The 23587-nt window shown below is 71.1% G+C and carries 20 protein-coding genes and 1 pseudogene; 14 read left to right on the forward strand and 7 right to left on the reverse strand.

Features of this window, described 5'->3' with window-relative positions; genetic code table 11:
- Nucleotides 1-92 precede the first annotated feature (92 nt).
- The gene (locus tag ACWEK3_RS03770; protein WP_453248849.1) at nucleotides 93-1430 is read left to right on the forward strand and encodes a 6-phospho-beta-glucosidase; all 1338 of its coding nucleotides are present in this window, start codon (nucleotides 93-95) and stop codon (nucleotides 1428-1430) included.
- Nucleotides 1431-1706: 276 nt separating this feature from the next.
- On the opposite strand, the gene ACWEK3_RS03775 is transcribed toward ACWEK3_RS03770, so the two are convergent.
- Both ACWEK3_RS03775 and ACWEK3_RS03780 read right to left on the reverse strand, forming a co-directional pair.
- A complete protein-coding gene (locus ACWEK3_RS03775; RefSeq protein ID WP_453248850.1) occupies nucleotides 1707-3392 on the reverse strand; it encodes a carbohydrate binding domain-containing protein in 1686 nt (561 codons plus the stop codon).
- 158 nt (nucleotides 3393-3550) lie between these two features.
- Nucleotides 3551-4642 (reverse strand): ATP-grasp domain-containing protein, encoded by a 1092-nt coding sequence (locus ACWEK3_RS03780; RefSeq protein ID WP_453248887.1) that lies wholly within the window; start codon nucleotides 4640-4642, stop codon nucleotides 3551-3553.
- 271 nt (nucleotides 4643-4913) lie between these two features.
- On the opposite strand from ACWEK3_RS03780, the gene ACWEK3_RS03785 reads away from it, so the two are divergent.
- Both ACWEK3_RS03785 and ACWEK3_RS03790 read left to right on the forward strand, forming a co-directional pair.
- Complete coding sequence (locus ACWEK3_RS03785) at nucleotides 4914-5774, forward strand: metallophosphoesterase family protein (RefSeq protein ID WP_453248851.1); 861 nt, start codon at nucleotides 4914-4916, stop codon at nucleotides 5772-5774.
- Nucleotides 5771-6451 (forward strand): 4'-phosphopantetheinyl transferase family protein, encoded by a 681-nt coding sequence (locus ACWEK3_RS03790; protein WP_453248852.1) that lies wholly within the window; start codon nucleotides 5771-5773, stop codon nucleotides 6449-6451. The genes ACWEK3_RS03785 and ACWEK3_RS03790 overlap by 4 nt, the downstream gene beginning before the upstream one ends.
- A 4-nt stretch (nucleotides 6452-6455) precedes the next feature.
- On the opposite strand, the gene ACWEK3_RS03795 is transcribed toward ACWEK3_RS03790, so the two are convergent.
- The 3 genes and pseudogenes from ACWEK3_RS03795 to ACWEK3_RS03805 all read right to left on the reverse strand — a co-directional run bounded on the left by ACWEK3_RS03795 (nucleotide 6456) and on the right by ACWEK3_RS03805 (nucleotide 8124).
- Complete coding sequence (locus ACWEK3_RS03795; protein WP_361410243.1) at nucleotides 6456-6683, reverse strand: hypothetical protein; 228 nt, start codon at nucleotides 6681-6683, stop codon at nucleotides 6456-6458.
- Nucleotides 6684-6915: 232 nt separating this feature from the next.
- A pseudogene (locus ACWEK3_RS03800) lies at nucleotides 6916-7435 on the reverse strand (toxin-antitoxin system, toxin component); the annotation flags it as partial.
- Between the two features lie 35 nt (nucleotides 7436-7470).
- On the reverse strand, nucleotides 7471-8124 hold the full coding sequence (locus ACWEK3_RS03805; protein WP_390726142.1) for a helix-turn-helix domain-containing protein: 654 nt from the start codon (nucleotides 8122-8124) through the stop codon (nucleotides 7471-7473).
- Nucleotides 8125-8350: 226 nt separating this feature from the next.
- Here ACWEK3_RS03805 and ACWEK3_RS03810 point away from each other — a divergent pair, with 226 nt between their 5' ends.
- Nucleotides 8351-9022, forward strand: coding sequence for an MmyB family transcriptional regulator (locus ACWEK3_RS03810; RefSeq protein ID WP_384434267.1), 672 nt, complete (start codon nucleotides 8351-8353; stop codon nucleotides 9020-9022).
- Between the two features lie 149 nt (nucleotides 9023-9171).
- On the opposite strand, the gene ACWEK3_RS03815 is transcribed toward ACWEK3_RS03810, so the two are convergent.
- Nucleotides 9172-9948 carry a cache domain-containing protein gene (locus tag ACWEK3_RS03815; protein WP_450538486.1) on the reverse strand — a complete coding sequence of 259 codons (777 nt, stop codon included), beginning with the start codon at nucleotides 9946-9948 and terminating at the stop codon, nucleotides 9172-9174.
- A gap of 42 nt (nucleotides 9949-9990) precedes the next feature.
- The gene (locus ACWEK3_RS03820; protein ID WP_390726216.1) at nucleotides 9991-10725 is read right to left on the reverse strand and encodes a FadR/GntR family transcriptional regulator; all 735 of its coding nucleotides are present in this window, start codon (nucleotides 10723-10725) and stop codon (nucleotides 9991-9993) included.
- Nucleotides 10726-10883: 158 nt separating this feature from the next.
- On the opposite strand from ACWEK3_RS03820, the gene ACWEK3_RS03825 reads away from it, so the two are divergent.
- The 10 genes from ACWEK3_RS03825 (at nucleotide 10884) to ACWEK3_RS03870 (ending at nucleotide 23505) form a co-directional block, all read left to right on the forward strand.
- Nucleotides 10884-11921: an ABC transporter ATP-binding protein gene (locus ACWEK3_RS03825; RefSeq protein WP_453248853.1), complete on the forward strand. Its 1038-nt coding sequence runs from the start codon at nucleotides 10884-10886 to the stop codon at nucleotides 11919-11921.
- A gap of 21 nt (nucleotides 11922-11942) precedes the next feature.
- Nucleotides 11943-13154, forward strand: a complete 1212-nt coding sequence (locus tag ACWEK3_RS03830; RefSeq protein ID WP_453248854.1) for an ABC transporter substrate-binding protein — start codon at nucleotides 11943-11945, stop codon at nucleotides 13152-13154.
- Nucleotides 13155-13157: 3 nt separating this feature from the next.
- Nucleotides 13158-14060 (forward strand): ABC transporter permease, encoded by a 903-nt coding sequence (locus ACWEK3_RS03835; RefSeq protein ID WP_453248855.1) that lies wholly within the window; start codon nucleotides 13158-13160, stop codon nucleotides 14058-14060.
- 37 nt (nucleotides 14061-14097) lie between these two features.
- A complete protein-coding gene (locus ACWEK3_RS03840; RefSeq protein WP_453248856.1) occupies nucleotides 14098-14913 on the forward strand; it encodes an ABC transporter permease in 816 nt (271 codons plus the stop codon).
- A 74-nt stretch (nucleotides 14914-14987) separates the two neighbouring features.
- Complete coding sequence (locus ACWEK3_RS03845) at nucleotides 14988-15986, forward strand: LacI family DNA-binding transcriptional regulator (RefSeq protein ID WP_450538491.1); 999 nt, start codon at nucleotides 14988-14990, stop codon at nucleotides 15984-15986.
- A gap of 119 nt (nucleotides 15987-16105) precedes the next feature.
- Nucleotides 16106-17458 (forward strand): ABC transporter substrate-binding protein, encoded by a 1353-nt coding sequence (locus tag ACWEK3_RS03850; RefSeq protein ID WP_453248857.1) that lies wholly within the window; start codon nucleotides 16106-16108, stop codon nucleotides 17456-17458.
- A gap of 5 nt (nucleotides 17459-17463) precedes the next feature.
- Nucleotides 17464-18417: a carbohydrate ABC transporter permease gene (locus tag ACWEK3_RS03855; protein ID WP_450538494.1), complete on the forward strand. Its 954-nt coding sequence runs from the start codon at nucleotides 17464-17466 to the stop codon at nucleotides 18415-18417.
- Complete coding sequence (locus ACWEK3_RS03860; RefSeq protein WP_450538496.1) at nucleotides 18414-19289, forward strand: carbohydrate ABC transporter permease; 876 nt, start codon at nucleotides 18414-18416, stop codon at nucleotides 19287-19289. Before ACWEK3_RS03855 ends, ACWEK3_RS03860 begins: the two co-directional genes overlap by 4 nt.
- Nucleotides 19290-19318: 29 nt before the next feature.
- Nucleotides 19319-20926: a glycoside hydrolase family 13 protein gene (locus ACWEK3_RS03865; protein WP_453248858.1), complete on the forward strand. Its 1608-nt coding sequence runs from the start codon at nucleotides 19319-19321 to the stop codon at nucleotides 20924-20926.
- 395 nt (nucleotides 20927-21321) lie between these two features.
- Nucleotides 21322-23505, forward strand: coding sequence for a discoidin domain-containing protein (locus ACWEK3_RS03870; RefSeq protein ID WP_453248859.1), 2184 nt, complete (start codon nucleotides 21322-21324; stop codon nucleotides 23503-23505).
- The last annotated feature ends 82 nt before the right edge of the window (nucleotides 23506-23587 follow it).

The following is a 23587-nucleotide window of genomic DNA, read 5'->3' on the forward strand; positions in this document are numbered from 1 at the left end:
AAGGCTCCACCACAACAGAAGGGACGTCCGACGTGCCCTGGTCCGCCCCACCGGCCTCCGGCGCGGGGCGGACGTGGACGTAGGGTGCAGGCGTGAGGCTGACGATTCTGGGCGGCGGCGGATTCCGCGTGCCGCTGGTGTACGGGGCACTGCTCGCCGACCGTGCCGAGGGCCGGGTCACCGAGGTCGTCCTGCACGACCTGGACGCCGGACGGCTGTCCGCGGTCACCAGGGTGCTGACCGAACAGGCCGCCGGGGCACCGGACGCGCCGGTGGTGCGGGCCACCACCGACCTGGACGAGGCCCTGCGCGGCGCCGACTTCGTGTTCTCCGCCATCCGCGTCGGCGGCCTGGAGGGGCGCGCGGACGACGAGCGGGTGGCGCTCGCCGAGGGCGTGCTCGGCCAGGAGACGGTGGGCGCGGGCGGCATCGCCTACGGACTGCGCACGGTGCCCGTCGCCGTCGGGATCGCCCGGCGGGTGGCCCGGCTGGCACCCGACGCCTGGGTCATCAACTTCACCAACCCGGCCGGACTGGTCACCGAGGCCATGTCCAGCCACCTCGGCGACCGGGTGATCGGCATCTGCGACTCGCCGGTCGGCCTCGGCCGGCGCATCGCCCGGGTGCTGGGCGCGGACCCCGGGCGGGCGTGGATCGACTACGTCGGCCTCAACCACCTCGGCTGGGTGCGCGGACTGCGCGTGAACGGCCGCGACGAACTCCCACGCCTGCTCGCCGACCCCGAACTGCTCGGCTCCTTCGAGGAGGGCCGGCTCTTCGGCGTTGAATGGCTCCGGTCGCTGGGCGCGATCCCCAACGAGTACCTGCACTACTACTACTTCAACCGCGAGGCCGTACAGGCCCACCAGGGCCCCGGGAAGACCCGCGGTGCCTTCCTGCGCGACCAGCAGGCCCGGTTCTACGAGGAGTTGCGGGATCCGCAGGCCGCCGCCCTCCAGGCCTGGAACCGCACCCGCGCCGAGCGCGAGGCCACCTACATGGCGGAGAACCGTGAGGCGGCGGGGGCGGGGGAGCGGGAGGCCGACGACCTCTCCGGCGGCTACGAGAAGGTCGCCCTCGCCCTGATGCGGGCCATCGCCCGCGACGAGCGCACCACACTGATCCTCAACGTCCGCAACCGGGGCACCCTTTCGGCGCTGGACGCCGAGGCCGTCGTCGAGGTGCCCTGCCTGGTCGACGCGAACGGCGCCCACCCGGTCTCGGTCGACCCGCTGCCCGGGCACGCGACCGGGCTGGTCTGCGCGGTCAAGGCGGTCGAGCGGGAGGTGCTCGCCGCGGCGGGGTCGGGCTCCCGTGCGACGGCGATGAAGGCCTTCGCGCTGCACCCGCTGGTCGACTCCGTGAACGTCGCCCGCCGGCTCGTCGACGGCTACCTCGCCGTACATCCCGGCCTGGCGTATCTCAGGTAGTCCGCCGGGGCGGCCGGTCACTCCCCCGTACGGCGACCGACCGCCCCGTCCCCCGTTTCCCCCGTGGTCCCCCGACCACGTCCCCCGTCTTCCCCGTTCCCCCACCCTTGAGAGTCGCTGGTCCGGGCCCTGATACACCCCCGGCGGAAAAAATCCGGAAGAAGTTGCGGGCGAAGTCCCGGAAGCGGTCCCGGAAGAAGCCCGGGAAAGGCGTCCCCTCAGGTCCGGGGACCCGGGGGGACGTCAACGGCGTGCGGTGCGCGGCTGGTTGTGGGCTCAGCCGGTGAAGCCCGCCGTAATCGAGGTGAACTGCCAGTTGTTCTGGCTGATGCCGGAGCAGTTCTCCGCCACGCCGCCGCCCGGGCAGGGCCGGTCGCGGTTGACCGACCAGAAGGCGAGCCGTGCGATGTGGTGGCCGTTGGCCCAGTCCCGTACCTGGGTCCAGATCGCCGGGGTCGTGTTCTCCTGCTGGTCGGACAGGCCGTTCATGCCGGAGATGCCGATGTGGGAGTAGGCGGTGGCGTCGTCCCAGCCGAAGGTCGACTTCAGCTTGGCCTTCAGGCCCTCGGCAGCGTTCACGGTGTTGCCGTACATGTTCGCGCCGCCGCCGAAGTCGAACGGCATGATGGTGAAGACGTCGATGTCCGCGTTCAGCGACTTGGCCTGCTCGATGAGCCGGTTGCCGTAGTAGGTGGGGCCGGTCGTCGAGGTGCCGAAGGTGACGATCGTCTTGAGACCGGGGTTGTTGGCCTTGACCGTCTTGAGCGCGGTGAGGATCTTGGCCTGCACGGCCTCGTTCTCGAACTCGTCCGAGTTCTCGACGTCCATGTCGACCGCCTTCAGGCCGTAGGCGTTGATCACCTTCTGGATCGCCCCGGCGAGCGCGCTCGCGGAGGAGCAGTTGGCCCCGAGCTTGCTGCCGCTCCAGCCGCCGAAGGAGGGGACGACGTCACCGCCTGCCGAGCGGATCTGGTTGATGGCGGTCTGGTCGACGCCGCCGGTCAGCGGCCGCTGGCTGTCCCAGGACGGGGTGCAGCCGCCCGAGTCGAGCACGAACGCCATCGTGAACCACTTGATGCCGGTCGCGCTCATCACCGAGGTCGGGCTCGGCGGGCTGCCCCAACCCTCGTACAGGTACGGAGCCGCCTGCTTGAAGCCGCCGCCACCGCCGCCGCTGCCGGCGTCGGTGGTGACCGTGACGGAGTTGGAGGCGCCGGAGACGTTCCCGGCGGCGTCGCGCGCCTTGACCGTGAAGGTGTAGGAGGTGCTCGACGACAGGCCGCTCACCGTGGCGGACGTACCGGAGACGCTCAGCACCTGGCCGGCGCCGCTGTAGACGTCGTACGCCGTGACGCCGACGTTGTCCGTGGCGGCGTTCCACTTCAGCGACACGCTGGAGGACGTCTTGCCGGTGGAGGTCAGGCCCGTCGGCGCGGTCGGCGCCTGGGTGTCGCCGCCACCACCGCCGGGGCCGTCCAGGCTGATGTCGTCGGCGTAGTAGGTGCCCTGCGCGTACCAGCCGTGGACGTACACGGTCGCGCTGGTCTGGCCGGCGCCGGTGGTGAAGGAGACCGACAACTGGCTGTACGCCGACGGGGACGAGGTCCAGGTCGAGGCGCCGCCGTCGACGCCGAGATAGACGTAGGAGCCGCGCACCCAGCCGCTCAGCTTGTACGTCGTGTTGGGCTGGACCGGGACGGTCTGGCTGCACTGGGCGTTGTCGCTCGACGTCACCGCGCCGGCGAGGGCCTTGGAGCCGCCGTGCACGGGGGAGGAGACCACCGAACCGAGGTTGCCGGTGCAGGTCCAGGGGGAGAGGCCGCCCGACTCGAAGCCGGGGTTGTTCAGGATGTTGGCCGCGTGGGCCGTGCCCGGCAGGGCGATGGCCCCGGCGAGCGCCAGGACCGCGGAGCCGAGCAGGGCGAGGAGCCGACGTCCGGGACGTCTCAGTGTGTCGCGCACGCTATCTCCCTGAAGATATGGGGGGTGTTCGGGAGGCACAGAGGTGCAGAGAGGTGCAGGGCGGGCCGTGCAGGAGGTGCGCAACCAAGTTGGTATGGACCAATCCGGGTGTCAAGACATGACGCCGTGATTGGTCCCTACCGATCCCGGAGGGGTCGCTACGCCGGGGCCCCCGTGCGGGCCACGGCCGCCTGTGCGGGCATCTCGCTCCGCGGCCGGACCATCGCCTCCGGCCGCAGCGGACGCGGCCCCGACACCACCGTGTAGTCCTGCCCGAGGAACGGCGGCGCCACCACCCCCGGATCTTCACCGAGGGCCAACTGCACGGCGGCCCATGGGACGTTGACCCCGCACTGTGCGAGCTGGTGCAGTCCGCCCGCCGGGCGCGGGTTCACGTCCAGCAGTACCGGACGGTCGTCGTACATCCGGAACTGGATGTTGGACAGATAGTGCAGCCCGAAGCCCTCCGCGATCCGCCGGGCGGGCTCCAGCCACTGCTCGTGCAGCGTGAAGCCGCGGCGGCGGCCGTTCTTGGTGCGCCCCACGGCCAGCCGGATCCGGTTGTCCGGCCCGGTCAGGCAGTCGACCGACACCTCCGGCTGCTCCAGCCGGGGCATCACCAGCCAGTCCACCGGACCGTCCGCCTGCTCCAGGGCCCGCAGGACCAGGTCCAGCGGGACGTGCGGGCCGGGGAAGCCGCTCAGCTGCCTCAGTGAGAAGGGCGCGCGGGTGACGACGCGGAAGCCGACGCCGCCCGCACCGGCCGCGGGCTTGAAGCACGCCAGATGCCCGGACTCTTCCAACGCCGTTACGGCGGCCACGAGTTCGCCGGCCGTGCGGACCCGCCACCACGGCGGCACCGGTATGCCGATCGACCGGGCCGCCTCGTACGCCGTCGCCTTGTCCGCGAAGACGGCCACCGCCTCCGGCGTTGGCGCGAGCAGCGCGGTGCCCGCGGCCGCGAAGTCGGCGCGGTGCGTCACGATCGCGGCCTGGTTCAGTCGCGGCACGAACACGTCGATGCCGCGCCGCGCGCACTGGTCCAGCGCGTACTCGACGTAGGCGGCGGGGGACAGGCCCTCCGGTTCGAGCTCCGCGGTGTCGGCGGCGGCCAGCACGGGCGAGTCGGCGTCGCCGTGCGTGGCATGGATCTCGACGGTCCGGTCGCCGGGATTTCTCCGCAGCTGATCCATGAAGAAGACGTTCTCCGCGTACGTGCGGTTGAGCCAGACGCGTACGCCGGAGACCATGCGGGCCGCCTTTCGGGGGGTCGCGGGCAGGGCGAAGCGGGCCGAGCCCGGCCAGAGGGGAGGGAGGGGCACCAAGCCGCCCTGCGCGAAAGGGAGTTGAGGCGGCGGTGTTGGGGTGATCATACGACTTCCGCAGAGCGGGTCGTGCCACACGGAGGCACCGCCCGACCCCCTGTGGCGCAACGTCCACGACCGCCGCGGGCCGCGCTTGTCTCCGTGCCGCCGGATGTGCTCTTGTGGTGCCCATGATGTGGGCGACAGGGGGCGAGAGGTGACGGGAAAGGCCGGTGGGGCCGGGCAGCTGCTCGCCATCAGCGACCTGCACATCGGCTACAGCGAGAACCGCGCCCTGGTCGAGCGGATGGCCCCGGAACGGGACGACGACTGGCTGCTCGTGGCCGGCGACGTCGCGGAGACCGTCGCCGACATCCGCTGGGCCCTCAAGACACTGGCGGGCCGGTTCCGCAAGGTGGTCTGGGTCCCCGGCAACCACGAGCTGTGGACCCATCCGCGCGACACCGTCACCCTGCGTGGCGTCGCCCGCTACGAGCACCTGGTCGAGCTGTGCCGCGAACTGGGCGTGACGACGCCCGAGGACCCCTACCCGGTCTGGGACGGGCCGGGCGGCCCGGTGGCCGTGGCACCCCTGTTCCTGCTCTACGACTACTCCTTCCTGCCGGCCGGCTGCGCGACCAAGGACGAGGGACTGGCCTACGCGCACGGCACGGGCGTGGTCTGCTCGGACGAGTTCCTGCTGCATCCGGACCCGTATCCGAGCCGCGAGGCCTGGTGCGCGGCCCGGGTCGCCGAGACCGAACGCAGACTCGCCGCACTGCCCGGCGACCTGCCGACCGTGCTCGTCAACCACTACCCGCTCCACCGGCACCCGACGGACGTCCTGTGGTACCCGGAGTTCGCCATGTGGTGCGGCACCCGGCGAACCGCCGACTGGCACCGCAGATTCCGCGCGGCCGCCGTGGTCTACGGCCACCTCCACATCCCGCGGACCACCCACCACGAGGGTGTTCGCTTCGAGGAGGTGTCGGTCGGGTACCCCCGAGAGTGGCGCAAGCGCAAGGACCCCCCGGGCAGGCTGCGCCCCGTTCTTCCCCTGGAGGTCGGAACCCGGTGATCGAGGAGTTGCTGCCGGGCTCGGTGGTGGCCGTGGAGGCGTACGGCGACGACGAGACCGACCTGGCCCCGCTGCACCCCGAGGAGCAGGCGGTGGTGGCGCGGGCGGTCGGCAAGCGCCGGCGCGAGTTCGCCGGCGTGCGCGCCTGCGCCCGCGTCGCCATGGAGAAGCTCGGCGTGCCGCCGCGGCCCGTGCTGCCCGGCGAGCGGGGCGCCCCGCGCTGGCCGGAGGGGCTGGCGGGCAGCATGACCCACTGCGAGGGCTACCGCGCCGCCGCCCTGGTCCGCGCCACCGACCTGGCCTCCCTCGGCATCGACGCCGAACCGCACGCTCCGCTCCCCGAGGGCGTGCTGTCCACCATCGCCCTGCCCGTCGAGGAACGGCGTCTGGCGCGGTTGGCCGCGCTGCACCCCGGCGTGCACTGGGACCGGCTGCTGTTCAGCGCGAAGGAGTCCGTCTACAAGGCCTGGTTCCCGCTCACCGGGAAGTGGCTGGAGTTCGAGGAGGCGGATGTCGAGGTGAGCACCGCCGCGGGCCCGGCGCCGCGCGGCGAATTCCGCGCCCGGCTCCTCGTCCCGGGCCCCCTGGTCGACGGACTGCGCCTCGGCCACTTCGAGGGGCGCTGGACCGTGAGTCAGGGTCTGGTGGTCACCGCGGTGACGGTCCCGCGCGCCTGAGGGGTCACGGCCCCGGGCACCAGCTGTGCAGAAGCCGGAAGAACGCCTCCTCGTTGCCCGTCAGGCCCGCCCGGGCCAGCGCCTGTTCCGCCTCGGCGAGCACGGAGGGCGGGACCACCGGTGGGCGGGCGCCGCCCGGAGGACCGTCGAAGGCGGCGCGAACCGTGTGCAGGAGCCTGAGATAGGCCTGGACGGCGGTGCGTTCGTGGTCGGTCAGTACGGCGGTGGGCATGGATCGCTCTCCCCGGTTTCGGCGTCACACGGTCGCGCGCCCGGTCGCCCGGACGGCGCACGGCGCCTCCGCACGGCGGTGGCGCGGCCTCCAGCTTGCCGCCCACCACTGACAATGCCCTCGCGCTCCGCGCCGGTTCGCCCACTCAGCTCAGGCGAATCAAACCCCGGGCGTCCCGGACATCTTGCCCGCACGGCCGGTTGCTGCTCGGGACGTCCCCCTCCACCCGCCGCCCCAGGCAGCCGAGGGACGCCTCGATCCGCCCGGCCGGATGGTCGCGCCGCGCCGGCCCATGCAGGGATGAACCCGTCAGCCACGTGCGGAACTTGCCGGTCGGCAGCAGACCGAAGCTCTTCGCCGCCTCCTCCTCGGCGAGGGGCGGACCGGCTGCGCGCGGCGGCATGGCGGACGGCCGCCTGGAGATCGGCGCCGTCGCCGAGCAGACGCGTGGCGACCCCGGCACCGTCCGCGTGATGGCCGCGGTGCCCGGCCCGCAGGTGCCGCGGCTCGTGGCCGAGGATCACCAACTGGTGGTCGAGGGCGGTGCGTTCCTCGACGGGGACCAGATCCTGATCCGTCATGTCGAGCCACAGCCCGCCGACGGTTCCGGGAGGGAAGGCGGCCGTACGGAAGCGGACGGGCCGCCCGCGGCGCCGGCTCATCGCCTCGCACAGCGCGGCGTACGGGTCGGCGGGCCGGGCCGGGGCCGGCAGTGTCACCTCGCCGACCGGATCGGCGCACAGCCGGCGCATGTCCCTGCCGATGGGCACGCCTCTTCCCGGCATCACTACTCGGGCCGCTTGACGCTCTCCAGAAGCATGTCCAGCCACTCGGCGACCTTGTCGCGGTGCTGGTCGGTGGGCAGCTGCGCGGCCCGCCAGGCGATTCCGCGCACGCCGTGGTCCTGGAGCAGCCGCTCCAGCGGGTCGTCGGCGGCCGTCTCCGCCTCCCGCTCGCGGTCGGCGAGCCGCTGGAGGAGTTCCTGCTCGGTGTGCTGAAGGGCCCCCGCGAGTGCCTCGGGGTCCTCAGCGGTGAGGAATCCGGCGTGCACCCGGAAGAAGCGCTGGATGGCGTCGCAGTGCTCCATGGTGGGGCGCCGGTCGCCGTTGATGAGGGCGCCCGCCTGCTGGCGCGACATGCCCGCGCCGTCGGCGATCTCCTGCTGGGTGTAGCGGCGCCCGTTGGGCTTGAGCCGGGTGCGGCGCAGCAGGTCGAGCCGTTGCAGGAAGCGGGCCTGCACGTCCGGCTCGCCCGCGGACCGGCCGCTCAGCAGGGTTCTGACCACGGGCTCCGGCACGCCGCAGGCCGCGGACAGGCGGCCGACGTCGAAGACCTCCGCCTGGGGCACGTCGAGCCGGTCGGCCAGCGCGGTGACGCGTGCGACGACGGCCGGCAGCACGGCCGAGGCCGTGGCGCCCGGATCCTCGATGCCATCCGTCACCGACAGATCTCCTACGTCTCTCACAGGCTTCTCACAAAGGCGGGGTGCCGTGAACTTCCCGGAGATTAACCGGTCGTTCGAACTCGCATCCAGGTCTCGCCACAACTGTGGCCAATTTCAGCCGTCAACCGGCATGGAATGCCACGATAGTTGACACGCCTCATGGAGGGGAAGCAGGATCAAGGCGCCGCGTGAAGGCCGCAGAGGCAAGAGGGGTGACCTCCCGATGGCACATCAGGCAGGAGGGCAGCGGCCGGCGCCGCGGGCCGTCCCCGTTCGTTCCGAGGCGCAGGCCTACCTCCGGGACTACACCACGTTCCTGGAGGCCGTCCCCTTCCCGTCCCTCGTCGTCGACCACACCTGGGACGTGGTCCTGACCAACAGCGCTTTCACGTCACTCTTCCGTGGCGTCGGCCCGCACCCGACGGCCATGCCGGGCGACAACTTCCTCCGGTTCGTGCTGTTCCACCCGGACGCGGGCACGGTCCTCGGCGAGCACGAGTCCCGCTGGTGCCTGCCGATGCTGGCGCACTTCGCCGCCACGGTGGAGCGCAGCGGCCACGACCACGGACTTCAGGCCATCCTCCAGGACATCGCCGAGGACCCCATCATGGAGGCCGCCTACCGGCAGGGGCTGCCGCACTGGCTCCGCGCGGTCGGCGAGACGGCGGTCGTGTCCGACGGTTCGGTACGTCCCCTGCTGCACCCGGACCCGCGCTGGGGCGCCACCGAGTGCCGCATCATCGAGGAGACCCCGGCGACCCTCCAGGACCTCGGCTACACCCGCCTCACCCTGGTCCTCCGCGAGGCCCGCCGTCCCGCGCCCGTGCGGCGCAGGACGGGGCGGGCCCGCCGTCCGGCCGGCCACCTGAGCGTGGTCTCGGCCCCGGAGGGCTGACCCGGCACCGTCGGCGTTCAGGTCGCCGACGGCGCCGGGCCGCTCCGGCCACGAGGGCGACCGACGACTTTGAGCCCTGCCCCAGCGGGGTCTGTGGTGGCTCCCGGTGGTGGCAGCCGCGGCCGCCTGTCGCCGTGGGCCCGGCCCGGTCACGAGGGCCTGATCACCAGGATCAGGGGTACGCCCCGGCACGGCACCAGGTGGTTTCCGTCGTGGGTTCTGGGGCGGCCCCGTTCCAGTACCGCCGAGAAGTCCGGGCCCCTGGTCAGGGAGCCGGCCAGGTGGGCCGGGTCGGTGGAGGCCGCCACGCGGCCGCGGGCGTTCACCAGGTGGGCGGGGCCGGGCAGTTCGCGCAGCAGGGGCAGTACGGCCGCCTCGAAGTGCCGTAGATAGACATCGGCCGCGGCCACGCCCGCGAAACGGCCCGCCACCTGGACCGGCGCGGACAGGGTCAGGCTGTACTCGTCGGAGCACAAGTAGTCGACGTAGGGCCCGGCGACGGCCCGCAGCCCGGTGTCGCGGGGCAGGACGAACCAGTCCCAGTGGGTGTAGTCCGAGTACGCCGACTGCCGCGGATCCAGGTCGAGCAGCAGCGGCCGCACGTCCCCCCGCGCGGTGCACTGCCACCACTCCAGCCAGGCCGGCACGTCGGCCAGCAGCCCCGGCGCCGCGACGAAACCGGCCCCCGACACCAGCTCCTCGCGGCCCAGCCGCAGATGCAGCCCCGGCCGCAGCGCGGCGAGGTCGGCGCTCGCCGGTGCGCGGCCCCCGGCGACCACCCGCGCCAGCAGACCCGCCGTCTCGGCGCGGATCTCGGCGACCGCGTCGAAGACCGCCTCCAGCGTGCGGCCCACGCGCGCGGCGACACGTTCCTCGGCGCACGCCTCGCGGGTCGCGGTCGCCGCCCCGGCACCTACGCGGCTCATGCTCATGGCGTCCTCCAGCGGACAGGGCCGGACGCCGCGTCGTCAGAGGCCCAGCCGCACGGCGATGAGTCGCGCCGCGGACTCCTGGACGCACCGCTCCGCCAGCGTACGGGCCGGATCACGGGCCCCATCCTGCACGGCGGAGACGACGGCGCGATGACGATCTGCGACTTCTTCACGATATTCGTCGTCGCCGAGCACCAGGCACAGCAGCGCACCGACCTCCGTCTGGAGCGCGATCTGCTCCCGGGTGAGCCGCGCGGACTGCGCGGCCGCCGCCAGTTCCACATGGAACCGGCCGTAGACCCGGCTGCGGGCCGCCGCGTCCTCGGCCGCCGCCAACTCCTCGACGGTACGCAGGAGCGGGCCCAGATCACCGGACTCGGTGCGCTCGGCCGCCAGGCCCGCCGCCGCGCCCGACAGGGCGGCCCAGTGGTCGCTGAGGTCGCGCAGCTCCTCCGTGCTCCAGCCGCGCAGCCGGGTCTTCAGCCGTTCCTCGCCCGGAAGTTCGGGCAGGGAGACGAAGCTGCCGCCGCCGCGCCCCCGCCGGGTGGTGACCAGACCCTGCTGCCGCAGCGCCATCAGCGCCTCCCGCAGGGTCACCGTGGACACACCGAGCTGCCCGGCCAGTTCGCACTCGCCGGGCAGCTGCTCCCCCTCGGCGAGCAGCCCGAGTTCGATGGCGTCGCCGATCCTGCGCACCACCGCGTCCACCCGTGCCCGGCTCTCCACCGGCGCGAAGACGACTCTGCGGGGGCCGGCTTCACCCGCGTCCACCGTCCCGCGTGGGCTCCCGGCCCCGTTCTCGACGTGTCGCTGCCTCACGGCCACCACCTTGCCAGTTGACCCAAGTTTTACCCAGAGACGGTCTTGAGCTTTGAACTATGAGTTCATAGGTTTCCGCTCAACGTTCACGAGCGTCAGAAAGGTTCCGCATGAAGGGAGTTGCCGTCCGGCTGCAGGGCTTGCGCAGGACGTTCGGGGAGACGACCGCCGTGGACGGGGTCGACCTGGAGATCCGGGACGGGGAGTTCTTCTCGATGCTCGGCCCCTCCGGCTCGGGCAAGACCACGGTCCTGCGTCTGATCGCCGGCTTCGAGGCCCCGGACGCGGGCCGCGTGGAACTCGCCGGGCAGGAGGTCACCGGCCTCGCCCCCTTCGAACGGGACGTCCACACCGTCTTCCAGGACTACGCCCTCTTCCCGCACATGACCGTCGAGCAGAACGTCGCCTACGCCCTGAAGATCCGCAAGGTGCCCAAGGCCGAACGGGTCGTCCGCGCCCGCAAGGCCCTCGCCGAGGTGCGCCTGGAGGGCTACGGCGGACGCCGCCCGGCCGAACTCTCCGGCGGCCAGCGCCAGCGCGTCGCCCTCGCCCGCGCCCTGGTCGGCCGTCCCCGCGTCCTGCTGCTTGACGAACCCCTCGGCGCCCTCGACCTCAAGCTGCGCGAGCAGATGCAGGTCGAACTCAAGGCGCTCCAGCGGGAGGTCGGCATCACCTTCGTGTTCGTCACCCACGACCAGGAGGAGGCCCTGACGATGAGTGACCGCATCGCCGTCTTCCACCAGGGCCGCGTCGAACAGGTCGGCACCCCCGCCGAGATCTACGAACGCCCGGCGACCCCGTTCGTCGCGTCCTTCGTCGGCAGTTCCAACCTCCTCGACGGCGAGTCGGCCCGGCGGATCCTCGGCACCCCCGGAACGCACAGCATCCGGCCGGAGAAGATCCGCGTCCTGAAGGAGTCCGCCGACGCCGACGAGCCCGAGCAGGCGACCGCCACGGGCACCGTCGCCGAGGTCGTCTACCTGGGCGACTCCACCCGCTTCCTGGTCGACCTCGACACCGGCGGCCGCCTCACCGCACTCCAGCAGAACCTGGAGACCTCCGCCGAGGACGTCGCCGCCTACCGCGGCACCCGGGTACGGCTGGCATGGCACCGCCGCCACGCCGTCCAGGTCCCCGACGCCCGCTGAGCACCACACCCCCACTCACTCATGGAGTACGTCGTGCGCCTGACCCGAACCGTCCAGACGGCCGCCGCCCTCACCCTGTTGCTTGCCGCCACCGCATGCGGTTCCTCCGACTCGGGGAGCGGCAACTCCGCGACCGGCCTCAACCCTCCTGACCTCAAGGCGCAGTCCGGACTCGGCAGGACCGAGGGCCGGGTCAACGTGATCGCCTGGGCCGGCTACGTCGAGGACGGCTCCAACGACCCGAAGGTCGACTGGGTCAGCGACTTCGAGAAGCGGACCGGCTGCCAGGTCCACTCCAAGGTCGCGGCCAGCTCCGACGAGATGGTCAAGCTGATGAAGACGGGGGAGTACGACACCGTGTCCGCCTCCGGCGACGCCTCCCTGCGCCTGATCGCCTCCGGCGACGCCGCCCCGGTCAACACCGACCTCGTGCCGAACTACAAGGACGTCTTCGACGACCTGAAGATGCAGGCCTGGAACTCCGTCAAGGGCAAGGCCTACGGCATCCCGCACGGCCGCGGCGCCAACCTGCTGATGTACAACACCGAGAAGGTGCGGCCCGCGCCCACCTCCTGGTCGGCCGTCTTCGACGACGCGGCGAAGTACAAGGGCCACGTCACGGCCTACGACTCGCCCATCTACATCGCCGACGCCGCTCTGTATCTCAAGGCCACCAGGCCCGAGTTGAAGATCAAGGACCCGTACGCGCTCGACCAGAAGCAGTTCGACGCCGCCGTCGCCCTGCTGAAGAAGCAGAACGCCGACGTCGGCGAGTACTGGGGCGACTACCTCAAGGAAGTCTCCGCCTTCAAGAGCGGGGACTCCCTGGTCGGCACCACCTGGCAGGTCATCGTGAACCTTGCCGCCTCCGAGGGCGCCAAGGTCAAGGCGTTCGTGCCGAAGGAGGGCGCGACCGGCTGGTCCGACACCTGGATGATCTCCGCCAAGGCCAAGCACCCCAACTGCGCCTACAAGTGGCTGGACTGGATCGTCTCCCCGAAGGCCAACGCCCAGGTGGCCGAGTACTTCGGCGAGGCCCCCGCCAACGCCAAGGCCTGCGAGCAGACCAGCGACAAGGACTTCTGCGCCACCTACCACGCGGCCGACACCGCCTACTGGAAGCGCGTCGCCTTCTGGAACACGCCGATCCCGCAGTGCCTGGACGGCCGTACGGACGTCAAGTGCGTCCCGTACGCCAAGTGGGTGCAGGCCTGGACCGAGATCAAGGGCTGAACCATGACCGCCACCGCCCAGGCCGCCGGACGGCAAGGCTCCCGGGCCACCGTCCGGCGGCTGGCCGGGATGCTGCACCGTCGCCCCCGGCTGCGCCTCTCCCTGCTGCTGACCGCACCGCTGCTGTGGCTGGCCGTGCTGTACCTCGGCTCGCTGACCGTGCTGTTCCTCTCCGCCTTCTGGACGACGAACTCCTTCACCTCGGAGGTCGTCAAGGTCTGGTCGGTGGACAACTTCCGGGCCCTGCTGACGACTTCCGTCTTCCACCAGGTGATCCTGCGCAGCGTCGGCGTGGCCCTGGCGGTCACCGGCCTGTGCGCGGTGATCGCCTTCCCGCTCGCCTTCTGCACCGCGCGCGTCGCCCGGCCCCGGTGGCGCCCCTTGCTGGTGGTCGCCATCCTCACGCCGCTGTGGGCGAGTTACCTGGTCAAGGTGTACGCCTGGCGGCTGATCCTGTCCCAGGGCGGGCTCGCGGACTGGATGCTGAGGCCGTTCGGGCTGAGCGGCCCCGGTTTCGGCCTGCCGGCCGCCCTCCTCACCCTGACCTACCTCTGGCTGCCGTACATGATCCTGCCGATCCACACCGCGCTGGAGCAGCTGCCGGCCAACCTGCTCGACGCCTCCGCCGACCTCGGGGCGCGGCCCTGGCGCACCTTCCGGTCGGTGGTGCTGCCGATGGTGCTGCCGGCGGTCGCCGCCGGGTCGGTCTTCACCTTCTCGCTCAGCCTGGGCGACTACATCACCGTGCAGATCGTCGGCGGCAAGACCCAGCTGATCGGCAACCTCGTCTACTCCAACATCGAACTCAACCTGCCCATGGCCGCCGCGCTCGGCACGGTCCCCGTCGTCGTCATCGTGTTCTATCTGCTGGCGATGCGGCGCACCGGCGCCCTCAGCAGCCTCTGACCGTCCTCGGCAGCCTTCCCAGGGGGTGTACCACGTCATGCAGCTCTCCCGTGGCGCGCGTATCGCGCTGCGCGCCGCCGCAGCCTTCGGCTTCGCGGTGATCTACGTCCCGCTCCTGCTGGTCCTCGTCAACTCCCTCAACCCGGACCGCAGCGCCAGTTGGCCGCCGCCCGGCCTGACCCTGCACTGGTGGTCGGTGGCCTGGGGCAACTCGGGAGCGCGCGACGCCGTCTGGGTCTCGGTGAAGGCGGGCCTGGGCGCCACCGCGATCGCCCTGGTCCTCGGCACGCTCATCGCCTTCGCGGTGGCCCGGCACCGCTTCTTCGGCCGCGACACCCTCTCCTTCGTGGTCGTCCTGCCGATCGCGCTGCCCGGCATCGTCACCGGCATCGCCCTGAACTCCGCCTTCTCCACGGTGCTCCGGCCGCTCGGCGTCGGCCTCGGCCTGTTCACCGTGGTCGTCGGGCACGCCACCTTCTGCATCGTCGTCGTCTTCAACAACGTCGTGGCCCGGCTCCGCCGCACCTCCGGCTCCTACGAGGAGGCGGCGATGGACCTCGGCGCGAACACCTTCCGCGCCTTCGCCGACGTCACCTTCCCCCTGGTGCGCTCGGCCCTGTTCGCCGGCGGCCTGCTCGCCTTCGCCCTGTCCTTCGACGAGGTCGTGGTCACCACCTTCACCGCCGGACCCGGCGTCGAGACCCTGCCCATCTGGATCTTCAACAACATGACCAGACCCCAGCAGGCCCCCGTGGTGAACGTCGTGGCGGCCGTACTGGTGCTCCTGTCCGTCCTCCCGATCTACGTCGCCCAGCGCCTGTCCTCGGACACGGCGACGGGGAGCAGGATCTAGTGCTGCACTAGCAGGGCAGCGGTCGGTCTGCCTTTACGCAAGCTGTTTGCGTTTCTTGCGCTAGGCTTGCGTGCATGACGCGACGACTTGCGGAAGTGGCGAAGAAGGTCGGGGTCAGTGAGGCCACGGTCAGCCGGGTGCTCAACGGGAAGCCCGGAGTGTCCGACGCCACCCGGCAGGCGGTGCTCTCCGCGCTGGACGTGCTCGGGTACGAGCGGCCCACGCAGTTGCGCGGCGAGCGGGCCCGGCTGGTGGGCCTGGTCCTGCCCGAGCTGCAGAACCCGATCTTCCCGGCCTTCGCCGAGGCCATCGGCGGCGCGCTGGCGCAACTCGGGCTCACCCCGGTGCTGTGCACCCAGACCAAGGGCGGGGTCTCCGAGGCGGACTACGTGGAGCTGCTGCTGCAACAGCAGGTCTCCGGTGTCGTGTTCGCCGGCGGGCTGTACGCACAGGCGGACGCGCCGCACGACCACTACCGGCGGCTCGCCGACCGCAACATCCCCGTGGTGCTGGTCAACGCGGCCATCGAGGACCTCGGGTTCCCCGCGGTGTCCTGCGACGACGCGGTCGCCGTGGAGCAGGCCTGGCGCCATCTCGCCTCCCTCGGGCACGAGCGGATCGGCCTGGTGCTCGGGCCGGGCGACCATATGCCGTCGGCGCGGAAGCTGGCCGCGGCCCGCGCCCTCGCGGGCGAGCTGCCCGAGGAGTACGTGGCCCGGGCGATCTTCTCCATCGAGGGTGGCCACGCGGCCGGGGCCAAGCTGATCGACCGCGGGGTCACCGGCTTCATCTGCGCCAGCGACCCGCTCGCGCTCGGCGTCGTACGGGCCGCCCGGCGCAAGGGGCTCGACGTGCCGGACCAGATCTCCGTCGTGGGCTACGACGACTCCGCGCTGATGAACTGCACGGAACCGCCGCTCACCACGGTGCGCCAGCCCATCGAGTCGATGGGCAAGGCCGCGGTCGAGCTGCTCAACGCGCAGATCGGCGGCACCTCCGTACCGGCCGACGAGCTGCTGTTCGAGCCGGAACTGGTGGTCCGCGGCTCGACCGCGCAAGCACCGCGTGCCTGAGATCCAGTAGATCCTCCCTGTTGTCAAATAATTACAGATTCTGCGTGACATCTTGCGGACCGTTGTCGCCGGTGCTTGAGTGTGCGGCGCCCACAGCTCCTGTCCAGAGGGGTCCACCGATGTCAAGCACCGGCTTCCGCCGCACCTTTGTGGCGATCGGCGTCTGTTCCTCCCTTGCCCTCGTCGCCACGGCCTGCGGGTCGTCCAACGACGAGTCGTCCGGCCGCAAGACCCGCATCACCGTCAACTGCGAGCCGCCCAAGAGCGCCAAGGTCGACCGGAAGTTCTTCGAGGAGGACATCGCCTCCTTCGAGAAGCGGAACCCGGACATCGACGTTGTCGCGCACGACGCCTTCCCCTGCCAGGACCCGAAGACGTTCGACGCCAAGCTGGCCGGCGGCCAGATGGAGGACGTCTTCTACACCTACTTCACGGACGCCAAGCACGTCGTGGACATCAACCAGGCCGCCGACCTCACCCCGTACGTCAAGGAGCTGAAGAGCTACGACACCATCCAGCAGCAGCTGCGCGACATCTACACCGTCGACGGGAAGATCTACGGCATCCCGCGCACCGGCTACTCGATGGGCCTGATCTACAACCGCAAGCTCTTCGAGAAGGCGGGCCTCGACCCCGACAAGCCGCCGGCCACCTGGGAGGAGGTCCGCGCCGCCGCCAAGAAGATCGCCGCGCTCGGCGGGGGCACCGTCGGCTACGCCGACTACAGCGCCCAGAACCAGGGCGGCTGGCACTTCACCGCCGAGCTGTACTCGCAGGGCGGCGACGTCGTCGACGCCGACGGCAAGAAGGCCACCGTCGACACCCCCGAGGGCCACGCCGTGCTGCAGAACCTGCACGACATGCGCTGGACCGACGACTCGATGGGCAGCAAGCAGCTCCTCGTCATCAACGACGTGCAGCAGATGATGGGTTCGGGCAAGCTCGGCATGTACCTCTCCGCGCCCGACAACATCCCGATCCTGGTCAAGGAGAAGGGCGGCAACTACAAGGACCTGGCCCTCGCTCCCATGCCGGGCGGCAAGGGCACGCTCATCGGCGGCGACGGCTACATGTTCAAAAAGAAGGCCACGCCCGACCAGATCCGCGCCGGCCTCAAGTGGCTCGACCACATGTTCCTCACCCCGGGCGCCGGCTTCCTCGGTGACTACGCCCGCGCCAAGAAGAACGACGGCCCGGTCGGCCTGCCCGAGCCGCGCCTGTTCACCGGCGCCGCCGACGCCAAGGACCAGGAGGTCAAGAAGGCCAACGCCAACGTCCCGGTGGAGAACTACCAGGCCTTCCTCGACGGCAACAAGAACATCCAGCTGAAGATCGAGCCGCCGAACGCCCAGCAGATCTACTCCGTCCTCGACGGCGTGGTCTCCGCCGTCCTCACCAAGAAGGACGCGAACATCGACCAACTCCTCAAGGACGCCTCCGGCAAGATCGACAGCATCCTGGCCCGGAGCTGACGGCGATGACGAAGACGGCAGCGCGGCGATCCGCCCCGGCGGTCGCCGTACGCCCCCTCCCGGCACCGCCCCCGGCAGGGGGCCGTGGGCGGCGGCGACTGCGCGACCAGCTCCACGCCTACGGATTCCTCCTCGGCGGCCTGGTCTGCTTCGCCCTGTTCTCCTGGTACCCGGCGATCCGCGCGGTCGTGATCGCCTTCCAGAAGTACACGCCGGGCTCCGAGCCCGAGTGGGTCGGCACCGCGAACTTCACCCGTGTCCTGCACGACCCGGAGTTCGCGGCGGCCTGGCGCAACACGCTCACCTTCACGCTGCTGGCCCTGCTCATCGGCTTCGCCGTCCCGTTCGTCCTCGCCCTCGTCCTCAACGAACTCCGCCACACCAAGGCCTTCTTCCGGGTCGTGGTCTATCTGCCGGTGATGATCCCGCCGGTGGTGAGCGCCCTGCTGTGGAAGTGGTTCTACGACCCCGGCGCCGGACTCGCCAACGAAGCGCTGCGCTTCCTGAACCTGCCCACCTCGAACTGGACCAACGGCGCCGACACCGCCCTGGTCTCCCTGGTGATCGTGGCGACCTGGGCCAACATGGGCGGCACCGTCCTGATCTACCTGGCCGCGCTCCAGTCCATCCCCGGCGAGCTGTACGAGGCCGCCGAACTGGACGGCGCGAACCTCCTCCAGCGCGTCCGGCACGTGACGATCCCGCAGACCAGATTCGTCATCCTGATGCTGATGCTCCTTCAGGTCATCGCCACCATGCAGGTGTTCACCGAGCCGTTCGTCATCACGGGCGGCGGCCCGGAGAACGCGACGGTCACCGTCCTCTACCTGATCTACAAGTACGCCTTCCTCTACAACGACTTCGGCGGGGCCTGCGCGCTCAGCGTGATGCTCCTGGTCCTGCTCGGCGCGTTCTCCGCCGTCTACCTGCGGCTCACCCGCTCCGAGGGGGACGCATGAGCACCCGGACCCTCGTCTCTCCCGCCGTCCTGGCCCGCCCGCGCGGGAAGGCCGTCTACTGGACCGTGTTCACCGGTGTCGTCCTGCTCTTCGCGCTCGCCTTCCTCTTCCCGGTCTACTGGATGGCGACCGGCGCGATGAAGTCGCCGGACGAGGTCGCGCAGACCCCGCCCACCCTGCTGCCGAAGCGCTGGCACGTCGACGGCTTCACCGACGCCTGGGACCTGATGCAGCTCCCGCAGCACCTCTGGAACACGGTGGTGCAGGCCGCCGGTGCCTGGGCGTTCCAGCTGGTGTTCTGCACGGCCGCCGCCTACGCCCTGTCCAAGCTGAGACCCGCCTTCGGCAACGTGGTCCTCGGCGGCATCCTGGCCACCCTGATGGTCCCGGCCCAGGCCCTGGTCGTACCGAAGTACCTGACGGTCGCCGACCTGCCGCTGATCCACACGAGCCTGCTCAACGACCCCCTCGCGATCTGGCTGCCGGCCGTCGCCAACGCCTTCAACCTCTACCTCCTCAAACGGTTCTTCGACCAGCTCCCACGGGACGTGCTGGAGGCCGCCGAGATCGACGGCGCCGGACGGCTGCGCATCCTGTGGTCGGTGGTGCTGCCCATGTCCCGGCCGGTCCTCGGCGTAGTCTCGATCTTCGCGCTGGTCGCCGTGTGGCAGGACTTCCTCTGGCCGCTGATGGTCTTCTCCGACACCGACAAGCAGCCGATCAGCGTGGCCCTCGTCCAGCTGTCGCAGAACATCCAACTGACCGTGCTGGTCGCCGCGATGGTGATCGCCAGCATTCCGATGGTCGCCCTGTTCCTCGTCTTCCAGCGGCACATCATCGCCGGGATCAGCGCCGGCAGCACCAAGGGCTGACACGGCCCCTCGACAGAAAGGCACGCACTGTGGGACAGCCCACCCATGCCCGGAAGCAGACCGACTGGTGGCGCTCCGCCGTCATCTACCAGATCTACGTGCGCAGTTTCGCGGACGGCGACGGGGACGGCACCGGCGACCTCGCCGGAGTCCGCGCGAAGCTCCCGTACCTCGCCGAACTCGGCGTCGACGCCCTGTGGTTCAACCCGTGGTACCTGTCGCCGATGAAGGACGGCGGCTACGACGTCGCCGACTACCGGGCCATCGACCCGGCCTTCGGAACCCTCGCCGAGGCGGAGAAGCTGATCTCGGAGGCCCGGGAACTGGGCATCCGCACCATCGTCGACGTCGTACCGAACCACGTCTCCGACCAGCACCCGTGGTTCCGCGCCGCGCTCGCCACGCCGCCGGGCAGCCCGGAGCGCGAACTGTTCCACTTCCGCGTGGGGCGCGGCGAGCGCGGCGAACTGCCGCCCAGCGACTGGCCGTCCCAGTTCGCCGGCTCCACCGAACCGGTGTGGACCCGGCTGCCCGACGGCGACTGGTACCTGCACCTGTTCACACCCGAGCAGCCCGACCTCAACTGGGCCCATCCGGCGGTCCGCCAGGAGCACGAGGACATCCTTCGCTTCTGGTTCGAGCGGGGCGTCGCGGGCGTCCGCATCGACTCGGCCGCCCTGCTCGCCAAGGACCCCGCGCTGCCGGACTTCGTCGAGGGCCGCGATCCCCACCCGTTCGTCGACCGCGACGAACTCCACGACATCTACCGCTCCTGGCGCGCCGTGGCCGACGCCCACGACGGCGTCTTCGTCGGCGAGGTGTGGCTGCCCGACCCGGAGCGTTTCGCCCGCTACCTGCGCCCCGACGAACTCCACACGGCCTTCAACTTCTCCTTCCTGTCCTGTCCCTGGGACGCGGGACGGCTGCGGGACTCGATCGACACCACGCTCGCCGAACACGCCCCCGTGGGGGCACCCGCCACCTGGGTGCTGTGCAACCACGACGTCACCCGCACGGTCACCCGCTACGGCCGTGCCGACACCGGCTTCGACTTCGCCACCAAGGCCTTCGGCACCCCCACCGACCTGTCCCTCGGCGCCCGCAGGGCCCGCGCGGCCGCCCTGCTGTCCCTCGCCCTGCCCGGCGCCGTCTACGTGTACCAGGGCGAGGAACTCGGCCTGCCCGAGGCCGACATCCCCCTCGACCGCGTCGAGGACCCGATGCACTTCCGCTCCGGCGGCACCGACCCCGGCCGCGACGGCTGCCGGGTCCCGCTGCCATGGGCGGCCGACGCGCCGTACGCCGGCTTCGGCTCCCACGAGGAACCGTGGCTGCCGCAGCCCGCCGACTGGCCCGCGTACGCCGTCGACCGGCAGCAGCGCGATCCCTCCTCGATGCTCACCCTCTACCGCGAGGCGATCCGCCTCCGCCCGGCCTTCGGTGACGCACCCCTGACCTGGCTGCCCGCCCCCGAAGGTGTCCTCGCCTTCACCCGCGCGGCGGGTACGACCTGTGTCGTCAACCTCGCCGCCACGCCCGCCGAACTCCCCGGACACACAGAACTCCTGCTGAGCAGCGGCCCCTTGGACGAGAACGGCCGTCTCCCGCAGGACACGGCGGCCTGGCTGCGCGCCTGAGCCCGCGCAGCCGGAGCCGCCGACCCGCTGGGGAAGTACCGCGCTATCCCCGTACCGTCCCTGTGGACTGAGCGGGAGTGAGTTCCGTCAGCCGCGCGCCCCGAACGGTTTTGGGCGCACTGGTCGTCCGCTTTCGCGTCCCGGGCGGCGACACGGATCGTGTCCGTGGTCCGAGCCGGGGGGCGGAGTCCCTCACGACCTGGCCTGTGGGAGCGGCCAGAGGCGACGGGGAGGCCCTGAACCATCTCGCTGGTGGAGCAGGGGCCCCGCACGCTGGCACCGCACCCGGCGTCCCAGATCGCACGGCAACGCTTCCCCGACCGGCCCAGCGCACCACAAGCCCGGAAGCCGACCACCACACGATCGAGCTAAACCGTCCTAGAAGGGATTAGCACATGCATGCGAATACCAGGGCCGGATCAGCCCGGCGCCTGCCGGCCATCGGGGCGAGCGTCGCCCTCGCCGCCGGCATGCTCGTCACCCTCGGCGCACCCGCCGCCCACGCCGCGGCCGGCGCCACCCTCCCCTTCACCTCGGTCGAAGCCGAGTCCGCCACCACAAGCGGGACCAGGATCGGGCCGGACCACACCCAGGGCACCCTGGCCTCCGAGGCCTCCGGACGCCAGGCCGTCCGGCTGGCCACCGGGCAGCGCGTGGAGTTCACCGTGCCGCGGGCCGCCAACGCCGTGAACGTCTCCTACAGCGTCCCCGACGGCCAGTCCGGCACGCTCAACGTGTACGTCAACGGCACGAAGCTGACCAAGACGCTCGCGGTCACCTCGAAGTACTCCTACGTCGACACCGGCTGGATCGCCGGCGCCAGGACGCACCACTTCTACGACAACGCCCGGCTGCTGCTGGGGCAGAACGTCCAGCCCGGCGACAAGGTCGCCGTCGAGGCCGCCAACGTCCAGGTCACCGTGGACGTCGCCGACTTCGAGCAGGTCGCCGGGGCCGCCTCCCAGCCCGCCGGATCGGTCTCCGTCACCTCCAAGGGCGCCGACCCCAGCGGCCAGGGCGACTCCACCCAGGCCTTCCGGGACGCCATCTCCGCCGCACAGGGCGGCGTGGTGTGGATCCCGCCGGGCGACTACCGGCTCACCTCCTCCCTCGGCGGCGTCCAGAACGTCACCCTCCAGGGCGCGGGCAGCTGGTACTCGGTCGTGCACACCTCCCGTTTCATCGACCAGTCCAACTCCTCGGGGAACGTGCGCATCAAGGACTTCGCGGTCATCGGCGAGGTCACCGAGCGCGTCGACTCCAGCCCCGACAACTTCGTCAACGGCTCACTCGGACCGAACTCCTCCGTCTCCGGCATGTGGCTCCAGCACCTGAAGGTCGGCCTGTGGCTGACCGGCAACAACGACAACCTCGTCGTCGAGAACAGCCGCATCCTCGACACCACCGCCGACGGCCTCAATCTCAACGGCACCGCCAAGGGCGTGAAGGTCCGCAACAACTTCCTGCGCAACCAGGGCGACGACTCGCTCGCCATGTGGTCGCTGTACGGGCCGGACACCAACAGCAGCTTCGAGAACAACACCATCTCGCAGCCGAACCTCGCCAACGGCATCGCGATCTACGGCGGCACGGACATCACGGTGAAGGACAACCTGATCTCCGACACCAACGCCCTCGGCAGCGGCATCGCGATCTCCAACCAGAAGTTCCTCGACCCCTTCTCGCCACTGGCCGGCACCATCACCGTGGACCGCAACACGCTGGTGCGCGCCGGCGCGATGAACCCCAACTGGAACCATCCGATGGGCGCGCTGCGCATCGACTCCTACGACAGCGCGATCAACGCCACCGTCCGCATCACCAACACCACGATCACCGACAGCCCGTACAGCGCCTTCGAGTTCGTGTCGGGCGGAGGTTACGGCCACCCGGTCAAGGGCGTCACCGTCGACGGCGCGACCGTGAAGAACACCGGCACGGTCGTCGTCCAGGCCGAGGCACAGGGCGCGGCGACCTTCCGGGGCGTCACCGCCACCGGCGTGGGCGCCGCGGGCATCTACAACTGCCCCTACCCGGCCAACTCGGGCAGCTTCACGCTGACCGACGGCGGCGGCAACTCCGGCTGGACCTCCACCTGGTCGGACTGCTCGACCTGGCCGCAGCCCGGCCAGGGCAACCCCGACCCCGACCCGGGCCGCAACCTCGCCAAGGGCCGCCCGGCCACCGCCACCGGCTCCCAGGACGTCTACACCCCGGGCAACGCGGTGGACGGGAACGCCAACACCTACTGGGAGTCCACCAACAACGCCTTCCCGCAGTCCCTGACGGTCGACCTGGGATCGAACCAGGCCGTACGCCGACTGGTGCTGAAGCTGCCGCCGTCGTCGGCCTGGGGCGCTCGCACCCAGACCATCACCGTGCAGGGCAGCACCGACGGCTCGTCCTACTCCACCGTCGTCGGCTCCCAGGGCTACCGCTTCGACCCGGCCACCGGCAACACGGCCGCCGTGTCCCTGCCGGGCAACACCAACCTCCGCTGGCTCCGCCTGACCGTCAGCGCCAACACCGGCTGGCCGGCAGGCCAGTTCAGCGAAGTGGAGGCCTACCTGACCCCGTGACCGCCGGTGTCCCGCGCTTCGCCGCCAGGAGCAGGACGAGGCTCCGCGAACGCGGCGAGGCGCGGGACCACCCGCTCGCCCC

It is taken from the genome of Streptomyces sp. NPDC004721 (genome assembly GCF_053601495.1).